Origin of the sequence: Azospirillum sp. (assembly GCF_035628975.1) — a bacterium.
Lineage (GTDB): Bacteria > Pseudomonadota > Alphaproteobacteria > Azospirillales > Azospirillaceae > Azospirillum.
Genome location: NZ_DASPIS010000049.1, coordinates 1 through 21,879 on the forward strand (window position 1 = coordinate 1; position 21,879 = coordinate 21,879).

The 21,879-nt window shown below is 69.1% G+C and carries 16 protein-coding genes and 1 pseudogene; 9 read left to right on the forward strand and 8 right to left on the reverse strand.

Annotated elements, in window-relative coordinates; all coding sequences use genetic code 11:
- Window positions 1-133: pseudogene (locus VD964_RS10600) on the forward strand (ISAs1 family transposase); the annotation flags it as partial.
- A 183-nt stretch (window positions 134-316) separates the two neighbouring features.
- Window positions 317-1,627, forward strand: coding sequence for a branched-chain amino acid ABC transporter permease (locus VD964_RS10605; RefSeq protein ID WP_324868353.1), 1,311 nt, complete (start codon window positions 317-319; stop codon window positions 1,625-1,627).
- A 146-nt stretch (window positions 1,628-1,773) separates the two neighbouring features.
- Here VD964_RS10605 and leuC read toward each other — a convergent pair whose 3' ends face one another.
- From leuC to VD964_RS10620, 3 genes are all read right to left on the reverse strand, one after another.
- A complete protein-coding gene (leuC, locus tag VD964_RS10610) occupies window positions 1,774-3,177 on the reverse strand; it encodes a 3-isopropylmalate dehydratase large subunit (RefSeq protein ID WP_324868355.1) in 1,404 nt (467 codons plus the stop codon).
- Window positions 3,178-3,318: 141 nt separating this feature from the next.
- Entirely contained in the window at window positions 3,319-4,737 is a 1,419-nt protein-coding gene (locus VD964_RS10615; RefSeq protein WP_324868357.1) for an FAD-binding oxidoreductase, read from the reverse strand.
- 195 nt (window positions 4,738-4,932) lie between these two features.
- On the reverse strand, window positions 4,933-5,928 hold the full coding sequence (locus VD964_RS10620) for an L-threonylcarbamoyladenylate synthase (RefSeq protein WP_324868359.1): 996 nt from the start codon (window positions 5,926-5,928) through the stop codon (window positions 4,933-4,935).
- 130 nt (window positions 5,929-6,058) lie between these two features.
- Between VD964_RS10620 and parA the strand changes: the two genes are divergently transcribed.
- Window positions 6,059-6,703 carry a ParA family partition ATPase gene (gene parA, locus VD964_RS10625; protein ID WP_324868361.1) on the forward strand — a complete coding sequence of 215 codons (645 nt, stop codon included), beginning with the start codon at window positions 6,059-6,061 and terminating at the stop codon, window positions 6,701-6,703.
- 176 nt (window positions 6,704-6,879) lie between these two features.
- Here parA and bfr (VD964_RS10630) read toward each other — a convergent pair whose 3' ends face one another.
- Entirely contained in the window at window positions 6,880-7,359 is a 480-nt protein-coding gene (gene bfr, locus VD964_RS10630; protein ID WP_324868363.1) for a bacterioferritin, read from the reverse strand.
- 14 nt (window positions 7,360-7,373) lie between these two features.
- Window positions 7,374-7,856: a bacterioferritin gene (gene bfr, locus VD964_RS10635; RefSeq protein ID WP_324868365.1), complete on the reverse strand. Its 483-nt coding sequence runs from the start codon at window positions 7,854-7,856 to the stop codon at window positions 7,374-7,376.
- Between the two features lie 388 nt (window positions 7,857-8,244).
- Here bfr (VD964_RS10635) and tyrS point away from each other — a divergent pair, with 388 nt between their 5' ends.
- Window positions 8,245-9,513: a tyrosine--tRNA ligase gene (gene tyrS / locus VD964_RS10640; RefSeq protein WP_324868368.1), complete on the forward strand. Its 1,269-nt coding sequence runs from the start codon at window positions 8,245-8,247 to the stop codon at window positions 9,511-9,513.
- 180 nt (window positions 9,514-9,693) lie between these two features.
- Here tyrS and VD964_RS10645 read toward each other — a convergent pair whose 3' ends face one another.
- A complete protein-coding gene (locus tag VD964_RS10645; protein ID WP_324868370.1) occupies window positions 9,694-13,413 on the reverse strand; it encodes an AsmA-like C-terminal domain-containing protein in 3,720 nt (1,239 codons plus the stop codon).
- 105 nt (window positions 13,414-13,518) lie between these two features.
- On the opposite strand from VD964_RS10645, the gene VD964_RS10650 reads away from it, so the two are divergent.
- From VD964_RS10650 to VD964_RS10665, 4 genes are all read left to right on the forward strand, one after another.
- Window positions 13,519-16,554: a bifunctional [glutamine synthetase] adenylyltransferase/[glutamine synthetase]-adenylyl-L-tyrosine phosphorylase gene (locus VD964_RS10650; RefSeq protein ID WP_324868372.1), complete on the forward strand. Its 3,036-nt coding sequence runs from the start codon at window positions 13,519-13,521 to the stop codon at window positions 16,552-16,554.
- A 56-nt stretch (window positions 16,555-16,610) separates the two neighbouring features.
- The gene (bcp, locus tag VD964_RS10655; RefSeq protein WP_109150874.1) at window positions 16,611-17,075 is read left to right on the forward strand and encodes a thioredoxin-dependent thiol peroxidase; all 465 of its coding nucleotides are present in this window, start codon (window positions 16,611-16,613) and stop codon (window positions 17,073-17,075) included.
- 216 nt (window positions 17,076-17,291) lie between these two features.
- Window positions 17,292-18,155, forward strand: coding sequence for a hypothetical protein (locus tag VD964_RS10660; RefSeq protein ID WP_324868375.1), 864 nt, complete (start codon window positions 17,292-17,294; stop codon window positions 18,153-18,155).
- A 91-nt stretch (window positions 18,156-18,246) separates the two neighbouring features.
- Window positions 18,247-19,380 (forward strand): anhydro-N-acetylmuramic acid kinase, encoded by a 1,134-nt coding sequence (locus VD964_RS10665; protein ID WP_324868377.1) that lies wholly within the window; start codon window positions 18,247-18,249, stop codon window positions 19,378-19,380.
- Here VD964_RS10665 and aat read toward each other — a convergent pair.
- Entirely contained in the window at window positions 19,377-20,021 is a 645-nt protein-coding gene (gene aat, locus VD964_RS10670) for a leucyl/phenylalanyl-tRNA--protein transferase (RefSeq protein WP_324868379.1), read from the reverse strand. The two genes, VD964_RS10665 and aat, sit on opposite strands and share 4 nt — an antisense overlap.
- Window positions 20,022-20,188: 167 nt before the next feature.
- On the opposite strand from aat, the gene VD964_RS10675 reads away from it, so the two are divergent.
- Window positions 20,189-20,935, forward strand: a complete 747-nt coding sequence (locus tag VD964_RS10675) for a ribonuclease T2 (protein ID WP_324868381.1) — start codon at window positions 20,189-20,191, stop codon at window positions 20,933-20,935.
- Window positions 20,936-20,940: 5 nt separating this feature from the next.
- On the opposite strand, the gene VD964_RS10680 is transcribed toward VD964_RS10675, so the two are convergent.
- Window positions 20,941-21,879 (reverse strand): NAD(P)H-hydrate dehydratase, encoded by a 939-nt coding sequence (locus VD964_RS10680; protein WP_324868383.1) that lies wholly within the window; start codon window positions 21,877-21,879, stop codon window positions 20,941-20,943.

A 21,879-nucleotide genomic window follows, 5' to 3' on the forward strand; every position in this document is an offset into this window, starting at 1 on the left:
CCTCGCCACACTGCGCAAGATCGCCCTCAACGTCTTAAACCGAGCACGCCCAGACGTCTCCATCCGACGCAAGCGCAAACGCTCAGGATGGTCCGACGATTTCGCCAGATCAATCCTCGGCCAAATGCGATGACCCTGGGGGACTGCCGCCGCTCCATTGCAAAAATGCTCCCGCAAAGCTCCTACCCCCTCTCCCGCGAAGCGGGGGAGGGATGGGGAGGGGGCACGTGTGTTGGATGGGGCCACCCGCGCGAGCACCTTCCCACCCTCCCAAATTGTCGGTAGGCTGAACCGTCCCACCTGACCGGGCGGTTCCGTGCTCCGCATCCTGCCGCTGTTGTGCCTCGTCCTGCTGGTGCTCACCGGGTGCGGCATCGATGCCGACCAGGATATCCTGTGCCGGAAACTGATCCCGGCCTTCGAACCCGGTCCCGTCACCGAACTGTCCACCCGCTCTTACGCCGAGGACCGGCGGGTTCTGCGCATCGATTACCGCAGCGGCGACCAGCGCCACTGGATCGCCTGCCGCTTCGCCGGAACCGGCATGGAGGAGGGGCGGCGGACGCTCGTTTCTGTGGCGACCGACCGCACCGGCTGGCTGACCGACATGCGCTTCGCCATGCTGCAGCAGTGGCTGCGCATCAAGCCGCCGCGCGATGCCGGAGGGGCAGGCGCGGCGGTGGAGCGTGCGCCGCCGACCCGTTGGACGCCCGTCCTGTTCCTGATCCAGCAGATCGTCAACGCCGCCACCGTCGCCTGCGTCTACGGGCTGCTGGCGCTGGGCTACACGCTGGTCTACGCCATTCTCGGCCAGATCAATCTGGCGATGGGGGAACTGACGATGCTCGGCGCCATGCTGACGGCGATGGCGGCGGCCGGGCTGGGCATGGCCGGCTGGGCGACATGGCCGCCGGCTTTGCTGGGCGTGCTGGTGCTGGCGATGGGCTTCACCGCGGTGCAGGGCTGGACGATGGACCGGCTGGTGTTCCGCCGCCTGCGCGGGGTGCGCAGCCACACGCCGCTGATCGTCGCGGTCGGGTTGTCCATCGCCTATCAGGAGGGGGTGCGGCTGCTGCATGGCGCCCGCGACTGGTGGCCGGCGCCGGTACTGACCGGCCGCCACGACCTGCTGAGCGACGGCGCCTTCACCGTCACCGCGCTGACGGCGCAGTTGGCGATCCTGGCGCTGACCGGCGGGCTCTATGCCCTGTTGTGGGGGATCATGCAGCGCACCGCCTTCGGCCGGGCGCATCGCGCCTGCACCGATGACATCGCGGCGGCGGAATTGGTGGGGGTGGACGTCAACCGCACGGTGGCGGCGACCTTCGCCATCGGTGGCGGATTGGCCGCGGCAGCGGGGGCGGTGATCGCGCTGTATTACGGTGGGGTGAACTTCTTCACCGGCTACCTGATCGGCTTCAAGGCGCTGGCCGCGGCGGTGGTCGGCGGCATCGGCTCGGTGCCGGGGGCGATGCTCGGCGGTGCCCTGCTGGGGCTGGTGGAGACCTTCTGGTCAGCGTACTTCGCCATCGCCTACAAGGACATCGTGGCGTTCGGGCTGCTGACGCTGTTCCTGATCTATCGGCCGCAGGGGCTGTTGGGGCAGGCGCGGGGGAGGGGGGATTAGGGGGGTTCGCTGTGGGTGCCCCCTCCCTCCCGCTTCGCGGGTCCCTCCCTCCCCCGCCTTCGGCGGGAGAGGGGGAGTTTGCAGCGCGGCGGCAGTCCCCTCTCCCGCGAGAGCGGGGGAGGGTTAGGGAGGGGGCAAACAGCCCCTTACAGCGCGCGCACGTCCGCCAGATGCCCCGTCACCGCCGCCGCCACGGCCATCGCCGGGCTGACGAGATGGGTGCGGCCGCCGCGGCCCTGACGGCCTTCGAAGTTGCGGTTGGAGGTCGAGGCGCTGCGCTCGCCGGGAGACAGACGATCGGCGTTCATCGCCAGGCACATGGAGCAGCCCGGCTCCCGCCACTCGAAGCCGGCCTCGGTGAAGATCTTGTCCAGGCCCTCTTCCTCGGCCTGCTCCTTGACCAGACCCGAACCGGGGACCACCAGGGCGCGGACGCCCTCGGCGACCTTGCGGCCCTTGGCGACCTCGGCGGCGGCGCGCAGGTCTTCGATGCGGCCGTTGGTGCAGGAGCCGATGAAGACGGTGTCCACCTTCACCTCGGTCAGCGGCTGGCCGGGGGTCAGGCCCATGTAGGCGAGCGAGCGCTCGACGGCGGCACGCTTGCCGGCGTCGGCGATCTCGGCCGGGTTCGGCACGGTCGCGGTGATCGGCAGCACGTCTTCCGGGCTGGTGCCCCAGGTGACCTGCGGAACGATGTCGGCGGCGTTCAGCACGACGGTGGCGTCATAAACCGCGCCCTCGTCCGACGGCAGCGTCTTCCAGTACTGGACGGCCTGCTCCCAGGCGCCGGCTTTCGGGGCCAGGGCGCGGCCCTGGACATAGGCGAAGGTCTTCTCGTCCGGGGCGATCAGGCCGGCGCGGGCGCCGCCTTCGATCGCCATGTTGCAGACGGTCATGCGGCCTTCCATCGACAGGTCGCGGATGGCTTCGCCCGCGAATTCGATGACGTAGCCGGTGCCGCCGGCGGTGCCGATCCGGCCGATGATGGCCAGCACGATGTCCTTGGCGGTGACGCCCGGGTTCACCTTGCCGTCCACGCGGATCAGCATGTTCTTTGCCGGCTTCTGCAGCAGGGTCTGGGTGGCCAGCACATGCTCCACCTCCGACGTGCCGATGCCGAAGGCCAGGGCGCCGAAGGCACCATGCGTGGCGGTGTGGCTGTCGCCGCAGACGATGGTGGCGCCGGGCAGGGTGAAGCCCTGTTCCGGGCCGACGATGTGCACGATGCCCTGGCGGACGTCGTCCATCGGGAAGTAACGAACGCCGAAGTCGCGGGCGTTCTTGTCCAGCGTCTCCACCTGGATCCGGCTTTCCTCCTCCACGATGCCCTTGGAGCGGTCGGTGGTGGGGACGTTGTGGTCGGGGACGGCGAGAGTGGCTTCCGGACGCCGCACCTTGCGGCCGGCGACGCGCAGTCCTTCGAACGCCTGCGGACTGGTCACTTCATGGACCAGATGGCGGTCGATGTAGAGGATGCAGGTGCCGTCGTCCTGGCGATGCACGACGTGGCTGTCCCAAATCTTGTCGAACAGAGTGCGCGGCTTGGACATCGGAAAAACTCTCTCTCGCGGTACGACAGGCGCAGAACAATCGGAGGCCGCACCATAGCCTTGTGTCGCGCCGGGGACAAGCGCGGCCATACGTCTTTCGCCGCAAGCCTGTCCCCCGCAACATTCTATCGCGCTAAGCCCTTACGGCAGCATCTTGCCGGGGTTCAGCAGGCCCTTGGGATCGAGCGTCGCCTTGATGGCGCGCAACATGTCGAACTCCACCGGCCCCTTGATCACCGGCATCTCGTCCTTCTTGAAGCGGCCGACGCCATGTTCGGCGGAGATGGAGCCGTCGAGCTTGAAGATCACCTCGTTCACGACGTGGCAAATCTCGTCCCAGCGGTCGAGATAGGCCTTGGTGTCGGCACCCTCGGGCTGGCTGAGGTTGAAGTGGATGTTTCCATCGCCGACATGGCCGAAGGGGGTCGGGCGAATGCCGGGGCAGGCCTGCGCCACCGCCGCTTCGGCCAGTTCGAGGAACTCGGCGACGCGGGAAACCGGGATCGACACGTCGTTCTTGATCGAGCCGCCTTCGAACTTCTGCGCTTCGACGATGGCTTCGCGGATGAACCACAGCTGCTTGGCCTGGGCGTCCGACTGGGCCAGCGTGGCGTCGGTCGCCAGTTCCGCCTCGAACGCCTCGCCCAGCGCGGTCTCCACCGTCTCCTGGAAGGCGTCGGACTGGGTGCCGGCGGTCAGCTCGGTCAGGACATACCAGGGCGACGGCTCCGACAGCGGGTCGATGGTGCCGGCGACATGGCGAAGGGCGAAGTCCAGGCAGCGGCGCGACATCAGCTCGAAGGCCGACACGGCGTCGCCCGAGGCGGCGCGCAGGCGGGCCAGCAGCTCGATGGCGGCGGCGGGGCTGGGCACGGCGACGAAGGCGGTGATCGACTGGCGCGGGCGCGGGAACAGCTTCAGCACCGCGGCGGTGACGATGCCCAGCGTGCCCTCGGCGCCGACGAACAGGTTCTTCAGGTCGTAGCCGGTGTTGTTCTTGCGCAGCCGGCGCATGCCGTCCCAGACGCGGCCGTCGGCCAGCACCACCTCGAGCCCCAGAACGAGGTCGCGGGTGTTGCCGTAGCGCAGGACGTTGATGCCGCCGGCATTGGTGGAGATCAGGCCGCCGATCTGCGCCGTGCCCTCCGCCCCCAGGCTGAGCGGGAACAGGCGGTCGGCGTCGGCCGCGGCCTCCTGGATGCTGGTCAGCACCACGCCGGCCTCCACCGTCATGGTGTAGTTCAGCGTGTCGATGTCGCGGATGCGGTTCATGCGCGACAGGCTGAGCACGATCTCGCGCCCCTCCTCATAGGGGATCGAGCCACCGACGAGGCTGGTGTTGCCGCCCTGGGGCACGATGGGGATGCCGGCCTCGGCGCAGACCTTGACGACCGCCGCGACTTCCTCGGTGCTGGCCGGGCGGACCACCGCCGGGCTGTTGCCCTTGAAGCGCCCGCGCCATTCCGACAGGTAGGGCGCCATGTCGGCGGCGTCGGTGAGAATGCCGGACGGGCCGACGATGGCGCGGATCTGGTCGAGGGCGGCGGCGATGTTGGTCATGGCGCGGGGTCCGGCAGGTGGAAAGGCCAATGGCCCCCTCCCCAACCCTCCCCCGCTTCGCGGGAGAGGGGGCCTGCTCCCTCCACTGCCGACAGGCGGGGGAGGGTTGGGGAGGGGGCCAAACGCGACACTTCTACAATCTAGCCGCCCCCATTTCCATGCAACTGTTGCGCAGACCAGCCGCCACGCGGCTCGTCAGCTCCGCGGCGCGGCGGCGCGGCGCAGGCGGTCGTTGATCGCCATGCCCAGACCGACCTCCGGGATCGGCATCACGGCGATGCGGCGGGCGCCGCTCTGGTCCAGGCTGCGCAGGTGGGAGAACAGGTTGGCCGCGGCCTCGTTCAGGTCGCCTTCCAGGCTCAGGTTCAGGCGGGTGGTGCCGCCGAAGACGAAACGGTCGGGGCCGAAGGTCAGGAAGGCCTCGTCCTCTTCCGCCGAGGAGGCGTTGAGGCGCACCGCGGCGTTGGGCGCGTAGTGGCTTTCCAGCTGGCCGGGCGACTTGGGCGCCATCGGATCGCCGGCCGACAGGCGGACCGGGCCGATCAGCCGCTCCATCTCGTCGGGCAGCACGGCGCCGGGGCGCAGCAGCACGGCCTCCGGGCCGGTCAGGTCGATGACGGTGGACTCCAGCCCGACCATGCATTTGCCGCCGGTGACGATGGCGTCGACCCGGTCGCCCAAGCTTTCCAGCACATGGTGCGGCGTGGTCGGGCTGACGGCGCCGGAGCGGTTGGCGCTGGGCGCTGCGATCGGCTTGCCGGCGGCGCGCAGGATGGCCTGGGCCACCGGGTGGTTGGGCACGCGGATGGCGATGCTGTCCAGCCCGGCGCTGACCAGCAGCGACAGCGCGGAGTTGGCCGGGCGCGGCACGACCATGGTCAGCGGGCCTGGCCAGAACTGCGTCGCCAGATCGTGGGCGCGGTCGTCGAACAGGCCCCAGGAGTGGGCGGCGGCCAGATCGGGGACATGGACGATCAGCGGATTGAACTGCGGCCGGCCCTTGGCGGCGAAGATGGCGGCCACGGCGCGGTCGTCGGTGGCGTCGGCGCCCAGGCCATAGACCGTCTCGGTCGGGAAGGCGACCAGACGGCCGGCGCGCAGCAGCTCGGCCGCGCGGGCAATGCCGGCGGGGGTGGCCGGGATCAGCGCCGGGCGCTTTTCACCGGTATCGGGTGCGGAATGGTCGGTCACGGCGTCTTTCTAGCCCGTGCGGCAAACCTGTCAATCATGATGGGGGTCAATTCGCGCGGTTGCACCGGTGCCATGCCCAAGGTTATGAGGGGAGTGCGCAATCACCGAACACAACATGATGGGTGCGGGCATGACGGGCAAGGTCTTCACCGTGGCGCAGCAGAAAGGCGGCGCCGGCAAGACCACGCTGGCCGCACACCTCGCCATCGCCTGGGCGCAGCTTGGATACAAGGTCGCCACCGTCGACATCGACCCGCAGGGCAGCCTGACCCGCTGGCACGCCGTCCGGGCCGAGGCCACCGGTGGTCAGCCCGGCTTCACCCATGTACAGATCACCGGCTGGCGCACCCAGGCGGAGGTGGAGAAGCTGGCGAGAAGCCATGACATCGTGGTGGTCGACAGTCCGCCCCATGCACAGACGGAGGCGCGCATCGCCGTCCGCGCCGCCACGCTGGTGATCGCCCCGGTGCAGCCGAGCCCGATGGATCTGTGGGCGGTCCACCCGACCATCGATCTGGCCGGGCAGGAGAAGCGTCGTCTGCTGCTGGTGCTGAACCGGGTTCCGCCGCGCGCCCGCATTGCCGACGAGCTGATCGCCAAGGTGCATGAACTGGTCGCCCCGCCGACGGTCGAACTGGCGATTGCGCAGGTCGGAAACCGCACCGCCTATGCCGGCACGCTGATGACCGGCCTGTCGGTGACGGAGGCCGCGCGCAAGACGCAGGCGGCGGCGGAGATGCAGGCGCTGGCCGAGGAAATTTTGGGGCGGGTTTGAGGGGGAAGGGGCTGTTGCAGTGATTGCCCCCTCCCTAACCCTCCCCCGCTAACGCGGGAGAGGGAACTCCGCCGCTTCGGCAGTTAAGTCACGCTGACAAGCGTCCTGCCCCCTCTCCCGCGAAGCGGGGGAGGGATGGGGAGGGGGTATCGTCAGCCGACAGCCCCCAATCCCACTCAGTCCTTGATCTCGCCCATCGCCGACTGGATGTAGTTGGCCAGACCGATGTCGTCGATCAGGCTCAACTGGGTTTCCAGATAGTCGATGCGCTCCTCCGACGCTTCCAGCAGTTCGGACAGTTCGTCGCGCGACACGTAGTCGGCCTTCTCCTCGCACACGGCGATGGCGTGGGCGATGCGGTCGCGGGCTTCCTGCTCGGCGGCGAGGTCGCTGGACAGGATTTCCTGCACATTCTCGCCGATGTGCAGCTTGCCCAGATCCTGCAGGTTGGGGATCGCCTCGATGAAGAGGATGCGTTCGATGATCTCGTCCGCGCTCTTCATCACCTCGATCGAGGCGTGATACTCCCACTTGCCCAGCGCCTTGACGCCCCAGTTCTTCAGCATGCGGGCGTGCAGGAAATACTGGTTGATCTGGGTCAGCTGGTCCTTCAGGACGATCTGCAGCTGGGCGATGACGTCGCTGTTGCCTTTCATGATCCGTCCTCCGCTCAGCTCGGGAAGCCGCCCATGGCCGACTGCAGATAGTTCTGCAGACCGAGCATGTCGATCAGGCCGAGCTGCTGTTCCAGCCAGTGGGCATGGTCCTCTTCCGTGTCGACCAGCAGTTCCAGTAGGATGCGGCGGGTGTCGTAATCCTTCACCTGCTCGCAATAGGCGATTGCCTCCTTCAGGGCGGCCACCACCTCATATTCCAGGTTCAGGTCGTTCCGCATCATCTCCGGAACGGTCTTGCCGATGTGAATCGGGTCGCGGCTGGCGACGTCGGGCGTGCCTTCCAGGAACAGGATGCGGCGGATCAGCTTATCGGCATGCTCCAGCTCTTCCACCCGCTCGTGCGAGATGCGCTCGCTCAGCGCCTTGAGGCCCATGTCCTCCATCGACCGCGCGTGGGACAGATACTGGTCGGCCGCGCTCAACTCGCCGGTGAGCAGCTTGTTCAAACGGTCCAGGACCCCTTGATCGCCTTGCATGGCAGGATTCTCCGAAATAGACGATTTGTCGCACCTTGGCACAACCGAAGGACTCGCACAATAAAAATATCCCTTTCGGATAAAGATGTAGTTGATAGTCACTATCAATTGGACCGGATTCCGGATGCCCAAAATACAGTCAAGGCCACTTCCCTGTTTTGCGAATCAATGTCAATTGCGATTGGAGAGGATTGCAGTGAATTCCCCGCCCCGGATTGCGGTTTTTGACTTGCGCCGGCGCAGCGATGCTTGAGCGGGAGAACAGGCCCGTCCGCTTGCCGGTTCCCCCCCACGCAATCGGGCCGCCGCATTGAGGCAGGGGCCGTTCCGTGCTAACAGACCGCGGGATTTCTCCGCCCTTCTTTCCAACGACAGCCGGATTGCGGCCATGACGACGACCTCCTCCTCGGCCCCCGCCTCGGAGTTTCTGCGCACCCTGCAGGAGCGCGGATTCATCCATCAGTGCACCGATCTCGCCACGCTGGACGAGCGGGCGCAGAAGGGGCCGATCGTCGCCTATATCGGCTTCGACTGCACCGCCGACAGCCTGCATGTCGGCAGCCTGCTGCCGATCATGATGCTGCGCTGGCTGCAGAAGACCGGCCACAAGCCGATCGTCCTGATGGGCGGCGGCACCACCAAGATCGGCGATCCGTCCGGCAAGGACGAGGCGCGCCAATTGCTGACCGACGAGGTGATCGCCGGCAACATGGCGGGCATCAAGCGCATCTTCGGCCGCTATCTGACCTTCGGGGACGGGCCGACCGATGCGGTGATGGCGAACAATGCCGACTGGCTGGACGAGTTGAAATACATCCCGCTGCTGCGCGACATCGGCCGCCATTTCACCATCAACCGCATGCTGTCCTTCGAATCGGTCAAGCTGCGGCTGGACCGCGAGCAGCCGCTGACCTTCCTGGAATTCAACTACATGATTCTCCAGGCCTACGATTTCGTGGAGCTGAAGCGCCGCTACGGCTGCAGCTTGCAGATGGGCGGGTCGGACCAGTGGGGCAACATCGTCAACGGCGTCGAGCTCGGCCGCCGCACCGACGGGGCGGAGCTGTTCGGCCTGACCACGCCGCTGCTGACCACGTCGTCGGGCGCCAAGATGGGCAAGACCGCCGCCGGTGCGGTGTGGCTGACCGCCGACAAGCTCAGCAGCTACGATTTCTGGCAGTATTGGCGCAACACCGAGGATGCCGACGTCGGCCGCTTCCTGCGCCTCTACACCGAACTGCCGCTGGATGAGGTCGCCCGTCTGGAAAACCTGCAGGGCGCCGAGATCAACGAGGCCAAGAAGATCCTCGCCAACGAGGTGACCAAGCTCGCCCATGGCGAGGAAGCCGCGCTCGAAGCCGCCGAGACCGCCCGCCGCGCCTTCGAGGAAGGGGCCGCGGCCGAAGGCCTGCCCAGCATCGAGGTCGCCCGCGCCGAGCTGGAAGCCGGGATGCCGGTGGTCGATCTGCTGGTGTCCGCCGGTCTGGCGGCGTCGAAGGGCGAGGCGCGCCGGCTGATCAAGGGCGGCGGCGCCAAGCTGAACGACGGGCCGATCGCGGACGAGACGGCGAAGGCGACGACGGCGGATCTGAACGCGGACGGCGTGGTGAAGCTCAGCGCCGGCAAGAAGCGGCATGTGCTGGTGAAAATGGGGTGAGTGCTTGGGGGTAACGTGCCGTTGCCCCCTCCCTAACCCTCCCCCACCTTCGGTGGGAGAGGGGACTGCCGCTGAACTCCCGCAAAGTTCCTACCCCCTCTCCCGCGATCGGACCGGCCTTTGGCCGGCCGAGGGCGGGGGAGGGATGGGGAGGGGGCAAGCCGCGCGACCACTTCCCTCTCACCGCGTATGCGCCTCCGGCGGCGGCCTGTTGTCCGGCGTCGGCGTCCCGTCGCCGCCCAGGAAGAACAGGTTGCGCAGGAAGCCCGGCGCCAGCACCGCCAGCGGGTTGACCGACACGTCGGGGTCGGACAGCGGCCCCTGGACATGCCAGGTGGCGGAGAAGATGCCCTGGCCCTCGCCGCCGCTCAGCACGTCGCCCAGCAGCGGGATTTGGCCGATCAGGCGGTTGAGGCCATAGACCGGAACGATGGTGCCGCGGAGGTTGGCGGTCTCGGTCTCCAGATCGACCTGTCCCTCGAGCGTCAGGCCGAGCGCCGAACCCGAGGTGCGCAGGTCCTTCAGGGTCAGCAGGCGGCCCTCCTTGCGGAACTCCGCCGACATGCGGCCGAAATTGACGCCCTTGCCGCCGCCCAGCAGCTCGGCGAATCCTGATGGCGAGATGGCGTTGAGGATGCGCGCCAGGGCGGGCACGTCGAGCAGCGTGTAATCGAGGATTTCCGCCTTGCCGACGATGGCGGCATCCGCCCGCGGTTCCACCGACCGGCCGGAGAGGGTCAGCCGGCCGCCGCGCATGCGGTCGTTCAGGTCCGTCGCCTGCAGGGCGGAGCCCAGATCGTCGGCGTTGATGGCGAGGTCGTAGGCCCCCTGCGCCCCCGGCCGCCATTTCATCGACACGCCGCCGCCCTCGCTGCGCCCGGTGAGGTCCAGCAGGGTCCAGGCCGCGGTGTCGCGCCGCATGGTTCCGGCGACCTGCCGCAGCCGGCGTCCCTCGCCGAACACCACCGAATCGAACTTGATGGCGACGTCCAGCGGCGTCTTGCGGCCGTCGCCGCTCCGCGCCCGCTGCGGGTCGGGGGTGACCGCGCCCTCGCCGGACGGCGTCTTGCCGGTCAGGCCGCGGGCATCCAGGCTGCTGCCGGTGATGGTGCCGGCATAGCCGCCGGCCGGACCGCCGGGCTTCGCCGGCGGCAGAACGGTCAGGTCGGCGCGCAGGTCGGTCTGGCCCAGCTTGAAGCTGGGGGTCTGCACCCGCGCCACCCGCTTGCCGCCGTCGGCCAGTTCAAGGTTGGTGATGGCCTTCAGCCCGCCGGCATCGACGGTCAGGTTGCTGATCCGGGTCGGGCGGTCCTTGTCGAACTCCAGCGTCAGCTTGCCGGTGCCGGGCTTTCCGGGTGGCTTGGCCCAGGCCAGTTCCTCGATGGACAGCCGGGTCTTCTCCAGGTTCAGGTTCGCCGTCAGCGCCAGCTTGTGGCGGCGGTCCACCGTGAACAGGATGTCGGCGCCGAAGGGGCCCTGCACCCGGTCTTCCAGGTCGATGCCGTGGGCGCGCAGGTCGTCGGCGGTGGCGTCGCCCTTCACCGCGATGCGGGTGCGCGGGCCCTTGGCCGCGCTGTCGAACGACTCGTTCCAGTCCACGGTGACGGGGATGCCGTCCAGTTTGGTGGCGCCCTTGATCTGCATGGCCTTGAGGTCGAGCGCCAGCGACAGTTCGCCCTCGGTGGCGTTCATCCCGGCCGCCACCTTCTCCACCGCCACCTTGTGCAGCTTGCCGGCCACTTCCAGGTCCAACTGCTCCACCTTCAGGTCGACCAGCAGCGGGAAGGCGAAGTGAAGCTGCGCTTCCGCCGTGCCCTGGGTGCGCTTCGGGTCCATCTCCAGCTTGGTTGGATAGCCCAGCGGCGGCATGTCGATCAGGGTCAGGATCGAGCGCACCGGCCCCTGGACCGGAATGCGGATGTCCATCGTCTCCTTGCCGACGTCCAGCCCGCCGATCACCACCTTGCCGTCGCCGATCTCGATGTCACCCGATTTCGGATCGGCGATTCGCCCGCCCTTGGTCTGGATGGTGAAGGTCTTGCCGTCGGTGGTCGCCTCCATCCCGGCGCCGGTCACCGGCGTCAGGTCGTGGAAATAGCGGACGCTGATGTCCTCCCCGGCCATGGTCGCCAGGAAGCGCGTCATCTCCGGCTCGGCCGGCCGGTCGAGCGGCAGCGACAGCGCCACCTCGGCGCGCGCCTCCGTCACCGTGCCGCGCGACAGGTTGGTGGTCACCCACTCCCGCGCGTTGGGGCCGGCAACCTTCGGCCAGTAGCGGCGCAACTCGTCCAGCGCCATGCCGCGCGCGCTCGCCTGCGCCTCCACCGCCATGCGGTCGCCCTGGCGCAGGGCGGTGCCGCTGGCTTCGACACGCGGCTGCGGCCCGCCGGCCTCGCCCAGAACCGCCGTCAGGCCGTCCAGCGCGATGCGGTCGCGGTCGCCATGCAGGCGCAGCCGGGCCGACTCGACAGGCACGGGCCCTTCGAACAGGTCCGGACGGTGCAGATGGCCTTGGCCGGCGGTGAGGTCGGCCTTGCCGGAGGTCGGCTGCAGGGACGGATCGAAAGCGATTTCCACGGTGCCGGACAGCGGCAGGGCGGCGGCCTTCAGCGGCTCCAGCATCGGGGCGATGCCGGCGAGCGCCGCGGGGGTGACGCCGGTCAGGCGCGCCGCCGCCCGCCCGTCCTTGCCGGGTCCCTGCTGCCCCGACAGCTCCAGCCCGGCGGTCCGGCCGCCGGCAGTCAGCGACAGCGACGCCTGGAGATCGCGCCCCCGGCCGGTCTCCGTCAGCTCGCCCCGGCCGCTCAGCGCCAGCGGCTCGCCGCCGTCCGCAGACGCCGCCATCAGCGACAGATCGTCCACGCGCAGCCGCCGTCCCGGAACGTCCAGGTTGCCGCGCAAGGCCACGCTCTGCACGGCGAGCGGTTCCGGCCGCAGGGCGGGCAGCGTGACGGTGCCGGCACCGCCGCGCAGGTTCAGGTCGAGCGTCGACGGCTCGAACCGCGGATCGAGCTTGGCCGTGACCGTGCCCGACAGCGGCAGCTTCACCGCGGCCAGCGGCGCCAGCGCCGGCCCGACCTCCGCCAGCGCCGCCGGCTCCAGGCCTTCGACGGACAGGGTCAGGTCGGTGGTGGAGTCGGCAAGGTTGAAATGGCCGGAAGCGGCGACGGTCACCGGGCGGCGGTTCGCTTCCCCCTGGTTCTGCGTGCCGAGGTCGAGGGTCAGGCGGGCACGGCCCTGGGCACCGTGGTCGTCGCGGGTCAGGATCATGTCGGCGCGGGTCGCATGCCAGGAGAGATCCAGCATGCGGTTCTCGATCCGCAGATCGGCTCCCACCACCGACAGCCGGCGCAGCAGCCCCAGCGGCCGGTCGATGTCGGGCGGCCGGCGCAGGCTGTCCAGCGCCTCGTCCAGCAGGTCGGGGCCGTCGCTTTCGCGCTTCTGCACCGACTCCGTGTCGGACCGCACATCGAAGGCGAGGCTGCCGTCGGCCCGCCGCAGCACGCTGAGGCGCGGCCTGACCAGATCGAGGCGCGTCGGCGACAGCGTGCCGCGCAGCAGCGCCGCAACGGAGAAGCCGATGCCCATCTCCGGCACCGCGGCCAGTTCCGCCCCGTCGGCGTTCAGCGCCTGCACCCGCCGGGCGCGCAGGTCGAGACGCCGCGCGCCGCCGCCGCTTTCCAGCGTGTCCTCATCCTCCAGCGACAGCACCAGCTCGCCGACATCGATGCGGAACCGGCCGTCGCGGTCGCCCAGCGCCTCTTCGACATAGGGGATCAGCGGGTCGAGCGCGATCGGCCCCTGCGACAGCCGCCAGGCGAACAGCCCGCCCGCCGCCAGCGCCACGGCTCCGATGCCGGTCAGCGTCAGGCCGAGAATCTTGGCGGTGCGCCGGATCACGGGGCACCATGAAGGGAGGAGAGGGCGCGCGAATCGGCCCGATTGACGTTCTCTCCCGACGCGTGCAGCTTTCTGCACATGTTTTGAGCAGGAAAGACCGTCCCCATGTCCAGCCCCGTTCCGTTCGCAGCCCCCTTGCCGAAACCCTTCGACGCCGCGCAGGCGGTGCTGGGGATGGAGCGCTGGCGCCAGCAGGCCGCCGCGGCGGAACCGGAAACGCGGGCCTGGGCGGACGCCTTCGCCGATTCGGAACCCGGCCGTACACTGGTCGATGCGGTGTGCGGCAACAGCCCGTATCTCGGCCATATCCTGACGCGGGAACTGTCCTTCGTCCGGCGGGTGATGGAGGACGGGTTCGACGCCAGCTTCGCCGGGCTGATCGCCGCGCTCCATGCCGAGCATGGCGATGAGAAGTCTATGGACCGGCTGATGGCCGGGTTGCGGGTGGCGAAGCGGCGCGCCGCCCTGCTGATCGCGCTGGCCGACATCGCCGGCGTGTGGCCGCTGTTCCGCGTCACCGGCGCCCTGTCGGAGCTGGCGGAGACGGGGGTCCAATTGGCCGCGAATTTCCTGCTGCGCCGTGCCGCGGAGGCGGGGACGCTGACGCTGCCGGATCCGCAGCGACCGTGGATCGGCTCAGGTCTGATCGTGTTGGGCATGGGCAAACTTGGCGGGCGCGAACTCAACTATTCCAGCGACATCGACCTGATCGTCCTGTACGACGACGCTGTTGTGCAGACGCCCCAGCCGGACAACCTCGCGCGAACCTTCATCAGGCTCGCACGCGATCTTGTCCGCATTATGGATGAACGCACCAAGGACGGCTACGTCTTCCGCACCGACCTTCGGCTTAGGCCGGACCCCGGTGCCACGCCGCTGGCGGTTTCCGTTTCGGCGGCCGAAATTTATTACGGCAGCGTCGGCCAGAACTGGGAACGCGCGGCGATGATCAAGGCCCGCCCGATCGCTGGCGACCCGGAGGCGGGGGCCTCCTTCATCCGCTTCCTGGAGCCCTTCGTCTGGCGCCGCAACCTGGATTTCGCCGCCATCCAGGACATCCATTCGATCAAGCGCCAGATCAACGCCCACAAGGGCCACCGCGAGGTGACGGTCAACGGTCACGACATCAAGGTCGGCCGTGGCGGCATCCGCGAGATCGAATTCTTCGCCCAGACCCAGCAGCTGATCTTCGGCGGCCGCGACCCGCGCGTGCGCATCGCCCCGACGCTGATGGCGAACGAGGCTCTGCGCGACGTCGGGCGCGTGCCGCCCCAGACGGTGGAGGATCTTGCGGGGGCCTATCATTTCCTGCGCCGTGTCGAACATCGCATCCAGATGATCGACGACCAGCAGACCCACCGTATTCCCGCCGACGATGCCGGGGTGGCGCATCTGGCGACATTTCTCGGCTATGACGACCCGGATGCCTTCCGGGCGGAGCTGCTGGCGACGCTGGGGCAGGTCGAGGACCGCTATGCCGAACTGTTCGAGGAAGCGCCGTCGCTCTCCGGTCCCGGCAACCTCGTCTTCACCGGCACCGATCCCGATCCCGGCACGGTGGAGACGCTGAGCGGCATGGGCTTTGCCGACGCCGCGCGCGTCATCAACGTGGTGTCGGCCTGGCACCGCGGCCGCTACCGCGCCACCCGGTCGGGCCGGGCGCGGGAGCTGCTGACGGAACTGACGCCGGCCCTGCTGAGCGCGCTGGCTAAGACGCCGGCCCCCGATGCGGCGCTGATGAACTTCGACGATTTCCTCGGCAAGCTGCCTGCGGGCGTCGGGCTGTTCTCCCTCTTCGTCGCCAATCCGTGGCTGCTGGAACTGGTGGCGGAGATCATGGGCATCGCGCCGCAGATGGCGCAGACCCTGTCGCGCAACCCGTCGCTGCTCGACGCCGTGCTGTCGCCGGACTTCTTCGACCCGCTTCCGGGCAAGGAGGACGGGTTGGCCGACGATCATGCCCGCGTCATGGCACCGGCCCGCGATTTCGAGGATGCGCTGACGCTGTCGCGGCGCTGGACCAACGATCAGCGCTTCCGCGCCGGGGTCCACATCCTGCGCGGCATCACCGACGGCGACCGCTGCGGCGCCTTCCTGGCCGATCTGGCCGACATCGTCGTTCCCGACCTCGCCCGCCGGGTGGAGGAGGAGTTCGCCCAGCGCCATGGCCGCATTCCCGGCGGCGCCTGGGTGGTGGTGGCGATGGGCAAGCTGGGCAGCCGGCAGCTGACCGTCACGTCTGACATCGACCTGATCGTGATCTACGACGTGGCGCAGGGCCAAGCAGGCGGCGGGGGGTCTCGCCTGTCCGGCCCTCTCCTGTCGGATGGCGCCAAGCCGCTGTCGCCCAACGAGTATTACATCAAGCTGACCCAGCGGCTGACCAACGCCATCACCGCCCCGATGGGCGATGGGCGGCTCTACGAGGTGGACATGCGGCTGCGCCCGTCTGGCAATGCCGGGCCGCTTGCCACCTCGCTGGACGCCTTTCTGAAATACCAGACGACCGACGCCTGGACCTGGGAGCATATGGCCCTGACCCGCGCCCGGGTGATCGGCGGCGATCCCGCTCTGGCCGACCGGGTTTGCTCCGCCATCCGCTCGGTGCTGACGGCGCCGCGCGATGCCGACCGGCTGCTGTGGGACGTCGCCGACATGCGGCGGCGAATCGAGAAGGAGTTCGGGACGACCAATGTCTGGAACGTCAAATACGCCCGCGGCGGCCTGATCGACATCGAGTTCATCGCCCAGTACCTTCAGCTGCGTTTCGGTCATGAGCGGCCGGACATCCTGCACATCGGCACCGCCAAGGCGCTGCAATGCGCCGCCCGGACCGGTGCCCTGGATGTGGAGGTGGCGGCGGATCTGGAGGCGACGCTGCGCGTCTGGCGGCGGGTGCAGGGATTCCTGCGACTGACCACCGCCGGGGTGCTGGATCCCAACCAGGTGTCGCCCAGCCTGCTGGCCGGGCTGGTCCGCGCAGCCTTTCCGGATGAGCTTGAGCCTGGCGCTGTTGACTTCCCCGAACTGGACCACAGAATCCGTGCCGTCGCCGCCCGCGCCCATGGTCATTTCAAGGCCCTGGTCGAGGAACCGGCGGGCCGTCTGGCCCCACCCAACACGACCACGCCTCCGGCCTGAGGGCCGGTTTCACCCGCTGGTTCTCCGCCGGCAAGAAGAAGGATATTCGAGCAGCCATGACCGTAGACGTCGGATCGCCCGCCCCGGATTTCACCATGCCGACCGACGGCGGGGGCAGCGTCACCCTGTCGGCCCTGCGCGGCAAGCCGGTGGTTCTGTATTTCTACCCCAAGGACGATACCTCGGGCTGCACGTCGGAGGCCTGCGGCTTTCGCGACCAACTGCCCGACTTCTCCGCCGTCGATGCGGTGGTGATCGGCGTGTCGAAGGACAGCGTCGCCAGCCATGACAAGTTCAAGGCCAAGCATGAGCTGACCTTCACGCTCGCCTCCGACACCGACGGCGCCGTCTGCGAGGCCTACGGCACCTGGGTCGAGAAGAGCATGTACGGCCGCAAATACATGGGCATCGACCGCGCCACCTTCCTGATCGACAAGGACGGCGTGGTCCGCAACGTCTGGCGCAAGGTGAAGGTGACCGGCCATGTCGCGGCGGTGCTGAAGGCCGTGCAGGCGCTGTAACCTGTCGCGTGAAGGCGGGGTGCCATTTTCTCCCGGTATGAACCCTACGGGATGGCCGCCCCGCCGCCCCGGCTATTCGTCCGGCGCGTGGGCTTACGCCACAAGGGTATTTTTAGAATCGCCCCAAACCTGCATACAATCCGTGCATTCCCGCACCAGTGGCCGCGCAACCCACCGCGGTTTTGGTCCTTCGGCTGCCCCAGGGATGCACCATCAATGAACGTTGCGAACATCGCCCGGCGCCTCGTCGCCGGAGAGCTTCATTATGCGCTTGGCCGCTTCGAATCGGTCAGGCGCGGTTACAGCGCCTTGCGCCGTCTGTCCCCCCGCTCGCGGCAGCGTGCCCCGGCCGGGCCGCCCGTAGCCCTGCCCACCCTTCCGGTCAGCCTGTTCGCCGGCCAGACCGTGGACCGGGCGCTGGCCGAGCTGCGTCGCGACTCGATCGCCACGGGCTTCGACCTGCCCTGGGCGATGGTGGAGGAGATGGTGGAGTTCGCCACCCATTCTCCCCTGCAGCGGCGGCTGCGCGACGAGCGGATGTTCTACCGTCACGACGTGTGCAAGGGCCGGCTTGCCGACGGCTCGCCCGCGGTGATGGGCATCGTCCCCGATCCGCTGGACTGCCCGGCGGTGCGACGGGTCTGCCGCGATCCGCTGTTGATGGAATGCGCCGGGGCCTTCCTGGGATTCCCCGCGACCAAGATCATCCCGCGCCTGTTCTGGAGCTTCGTCACCGACGCGACCGACGAGGAGCGCCGGCAGCTGGGCCAGACCATCGACTGGCATTACGACGTTCACGACTTCCATTTCTGCTCGGCCCAGTTCTACCTGACCGACGTCAGCCCCGGTGCGGGGGAGCATGAGCTGGTGCGCGGCAGCCATCACGGCAAGTCGCTGCGCATGCTGCTGGGCTCGGCCAATGCCCGCGACGAGGAGCTGTTCACCCGATTCGCCCGCGACCGCATCCTGCTGGTGGAGGGGCCGGCCGGCACCGGCTTCCTGGAGGACACCTCCTGCTACCACCGTGCCGTGCCGCCGGCAAACCGCGATCGGCTGATGCTGCAGCTTTGGCTCAGCTAGCTCCAAAGGCCTGAAGTCTGTCGGATGCTTTGATTAGCATTCGACAGACTCTAGACTGCGCCCCGTCACCAAGGCGGGCGCGGAGCGGACGATGAAGAACCGGGAGGGAAATGTCGGGGAGGGGCTGCGGACCGTCGTCGGCCTGATGAGCGGCACATCGATGGACGGCATCGACGCCGCCCTGCTGCGCACCGACGGGCGCGACCGGGTGGAGGCGCTCTCCTTCCTGACCATTCCCTATGACGATAACTTCCGCGCGCGGCTGCGCGGTTGCCTGGGCAGGATCGACAGCGGTGGGCCGGTGGCGGCGGTGGAGCGCGAGCTGACCGACGCCCATGCCGACGCGGTGCGCCGCCTGCTGGACCAGGCGGGCGTCGCGGCGGCCGAGGTCGAACTGATCGGCTTTCACGGACACACCATCCATCACGATCCCGACCGGCGCCTGACCCGCCAGATCGGCGACGGCGCCCGGCTGGCTGCGGCGACCGGCATCGCCGTGGTCAATGATTTCCGCAGCGCCGATGTGGCCGCGGGCGGGCAGGGGGCGCCGCTGGTCCCGCTGTTCCACCGCGCGCTGGCGCATGGCCTGCCACGCCCGCTCGCCATCCTCAATATCGGCGGCGTCGCCAATGTCAGCTGGATCGGCCCCGAGACTTCGGACGGTTCGGCGGAGGCAGAGGCGGAGGTCGTCGCCTGCGACACCGGGCCGGGCAACGCCCTGATCGACGATTGGGTGCTGCGCCATGGCCTCGGCCGCTTCGATGCCGGCGGGGCGTTGGCGGCGACCGGCCAAGTGGACAATCCGGCGCTGGCCGCACTGATGGCCCATCCCTGGTTCGACCGCCCGGCGCCCAAGTCGCTGGACCGCGACGCCTTCGACCCGGCGCCGGTGGCCGCCCTGCCTGCAGCCGACGGCGCCGCGACCCTGACCGCCTTCACCGCCGACTCGGTGGCCCGCGTCGTGGATCACCTGCCGGCCCCGCCGGTGCGCTGGCTGGTCTGCGGCGGCGGTCGCCACAATGCCACGCTGATGGCGATGCTGGCCGACCGGCTGGGGGTGCCCGTCGACTCGGCCGATCTGGTCGGCTGGGACGGCGACGCGTTGGAAGCCCAAGCCTTTGGCTATCTCGCGGTGCGCAGCCGGCTCGGGCTGCCGCTCAGCCTGCCGGCGACCACCGGCGTGCCGGCCCCCCAATGCGGGGGCGTGTTCCACCCGGCCGCTTAACCGGCTGCCGATTCCAGCAGATCCGCCAGCGCCGCCTGCTGGTCCACCACGTGGAAGTCCGTCTTGCGCTCCATCGCGGCGGCAAGGCGGCGGCGGTATTCGGTGCGGGGAATCTCGACGGCGCCGAAGCGGCAGAGATGCTCGGTCACGAACTGGGTGTCGAGCAGGGCGAATCCGGCGGCGCGCAGGCGGGCGACCAGATGGACCAGCGCAACCTTGCTGGCCCCGGTCTCGCGGCTGAACATGCTTTCGCCGAAATAGGCGCCGCCGATCGACACCCCGTAGAGCCCGCCGACCAGCCGGCCGTCGCGCCAGCATTCCACGCTGTGGGCGAATCCGGCGTCGAACAGTTCGCCGTAGAGGCGGACGATGTCGTCGTTGATCCAGGTCTTCGGCCGATCCTCCGTCGATTCGGCACAGCCTTCGATCACCGCGCGGAAGGCGCTGTCGAACCGCAGCTCGAACGGGCCGCGGCGCAGGGTCTTGCGCAGGCTGCGCGGCACGTGGAAGGCGTCCAGCGGCAGGATGCCGCGGCGCTCAGGATCGAACCAGTGCAGTTCCTGCGACTCCGCGCTTTCGGCCATCGGGAAGATACCGGCGGCATAGGCGCGCAGGAGCATCGGTGCGGACAACGTGAACATGCCGATGACTATACCCGATGAATGGGGGCAGGCGATGGCGGCAAAACACCGATGCCGAAGGCGAGGGCCAGCGATCCGGCCGAGTGATACTGGTGTCGAGACCCCGCGACAGCAACCTCCTTCCATGGTATGCAACGCTGGGAAGCACAGCCGTGGGAAGATTCGTCATGCGCAGCGCCGTTGCCGCCGCCTCGTCCGTTCTGGTTGCCGGACTGTTCGCCGCAAGCCCCGCCTGGGCGCAGAGAAAGGCGGAGCCGGGCGCCTTCGATTACTACATCCTCTCGCTGTCCTGGTCGCCGACCTACTGCGCCCGCGACAGGAACGGTCCCGATCCCGACCAATGCGGTGAGCGGAAACACGGCTTCGTCGTCCATGGCCTGTGGCCGCAATACACCGACGGCAGCTATCCCGCAACCTGCACCCGCGATCGCAACGTTCCCAAGGCCGTGGTGGACCAGACCATGCCGGTGATGCCCAGCGTCGGGCTGATGATGCACCAGTGGCGCAAGCACGGGACCTGCTCCGGCCTGAACGCCACCGACTATTTCGCCAAGCTGCGCGCCGCCGCCGCCAAGGTCGCGATACCCGATCCGCTGAAGGCGCCCGGCCCGACCGTGCCGGCGATCCAGGTGGAGCGCCTGTTCCTGGAGGCCAATCCCGGCCTGACGGCGGAGGGGGTGGCGGTCGTCTGCTCCCGCCGCGACGTGTCCGAGGTCAGGGTCTGCCTGAACAAGGATCTGGGCTTCATGAGCTGCGGCCAGAAGGTGGTCGACCGCTGCCGCGACCGCGACGCCGCCCTGTCTGCCGAGGTTGCGCCGGCCCAGCCCCGGACGTTCAACGCCGCTCCCGCCACCCCGGCCCTGCCGCCGGCTCCGGCCGCGGCGCCCGCTCCGGCCAGCGCTCCGGCGCGCTGAGGCGGTCAATCGCTTTCCGCCCCCTCGGCCAGGGCCGCCATCGCCGCCGGGATTTCCGCCAGCAGTTCGCGGGCGAGGAAGCCGAGAGGGCCGATCCGGCGGCTCAGCCGGTTGCCGGCCTCGCCATGCAGGTAGACGCCCCAGATGGCCGCCTGCTCCGGGCCGGCGCCGCGGGCCAGCAGGCCGGCGACGATCCCGGCCAGCGTATCGCCGGAACCGGAGGTGGCGAGTCCCACCGTGCCGCCGCGATAGGCCCAGGCACGGCCCTCGGGCGTGACGATGCGGGTGCAACTCCCCTTCAGCGCCACCACTGCCTTCAGGTGGGCCGCCACCTGCCGGGCGGTGGCGAGCGGGTCGGCCTCCACCTGTTCGCGGGAGCAGCCCAGCAATCCGGCCATCTCGCCGGCATGGGGGGTGATCACCACATGGCCGGCATGCCGCTGCACCGGTGCCGGGTCACGGCCAAGCCCGACCAGCGCCCCCGCATCCAGCACGAAGCGCGGCCCGCCGCCGGCCGGGTTTCCAGCCGGTTCCAGGCGCGTCAGCAGATCGGCGGTCAGTTCCGCCACCGCCGCCTCGTCCATCATGCCGGGGCCGATCAGTACGGTGTCGCAACGTGATGCCCGCTCGGCCAGCGCCTTGCCCGAGTCGGAGGCGATGCCGCCCTCCGCCGTTTCCGGCAGGCCGGCGACGAGCGCCTCGGGCAGGGCGAGGCCCAGATGCGGGGCGATGCTGGCGGCGGTGGCGATCTGCAGCTTGCCGGCCCCCGCCCGCAAGGCGCCGATCCCGGCCAGCAGGGCGCCGCCCGGCACCGTCACGCTACCGGCGACCACCAGCACCCGGCCGCGGGTTTCCTTGTCGCCGTCGCCGTCCGGCTGGGGCAGGGGCATGCCGCGCAGCAACTCCGCGGTGACGGGAATTTCCTCGATACGATCCACGGGCAT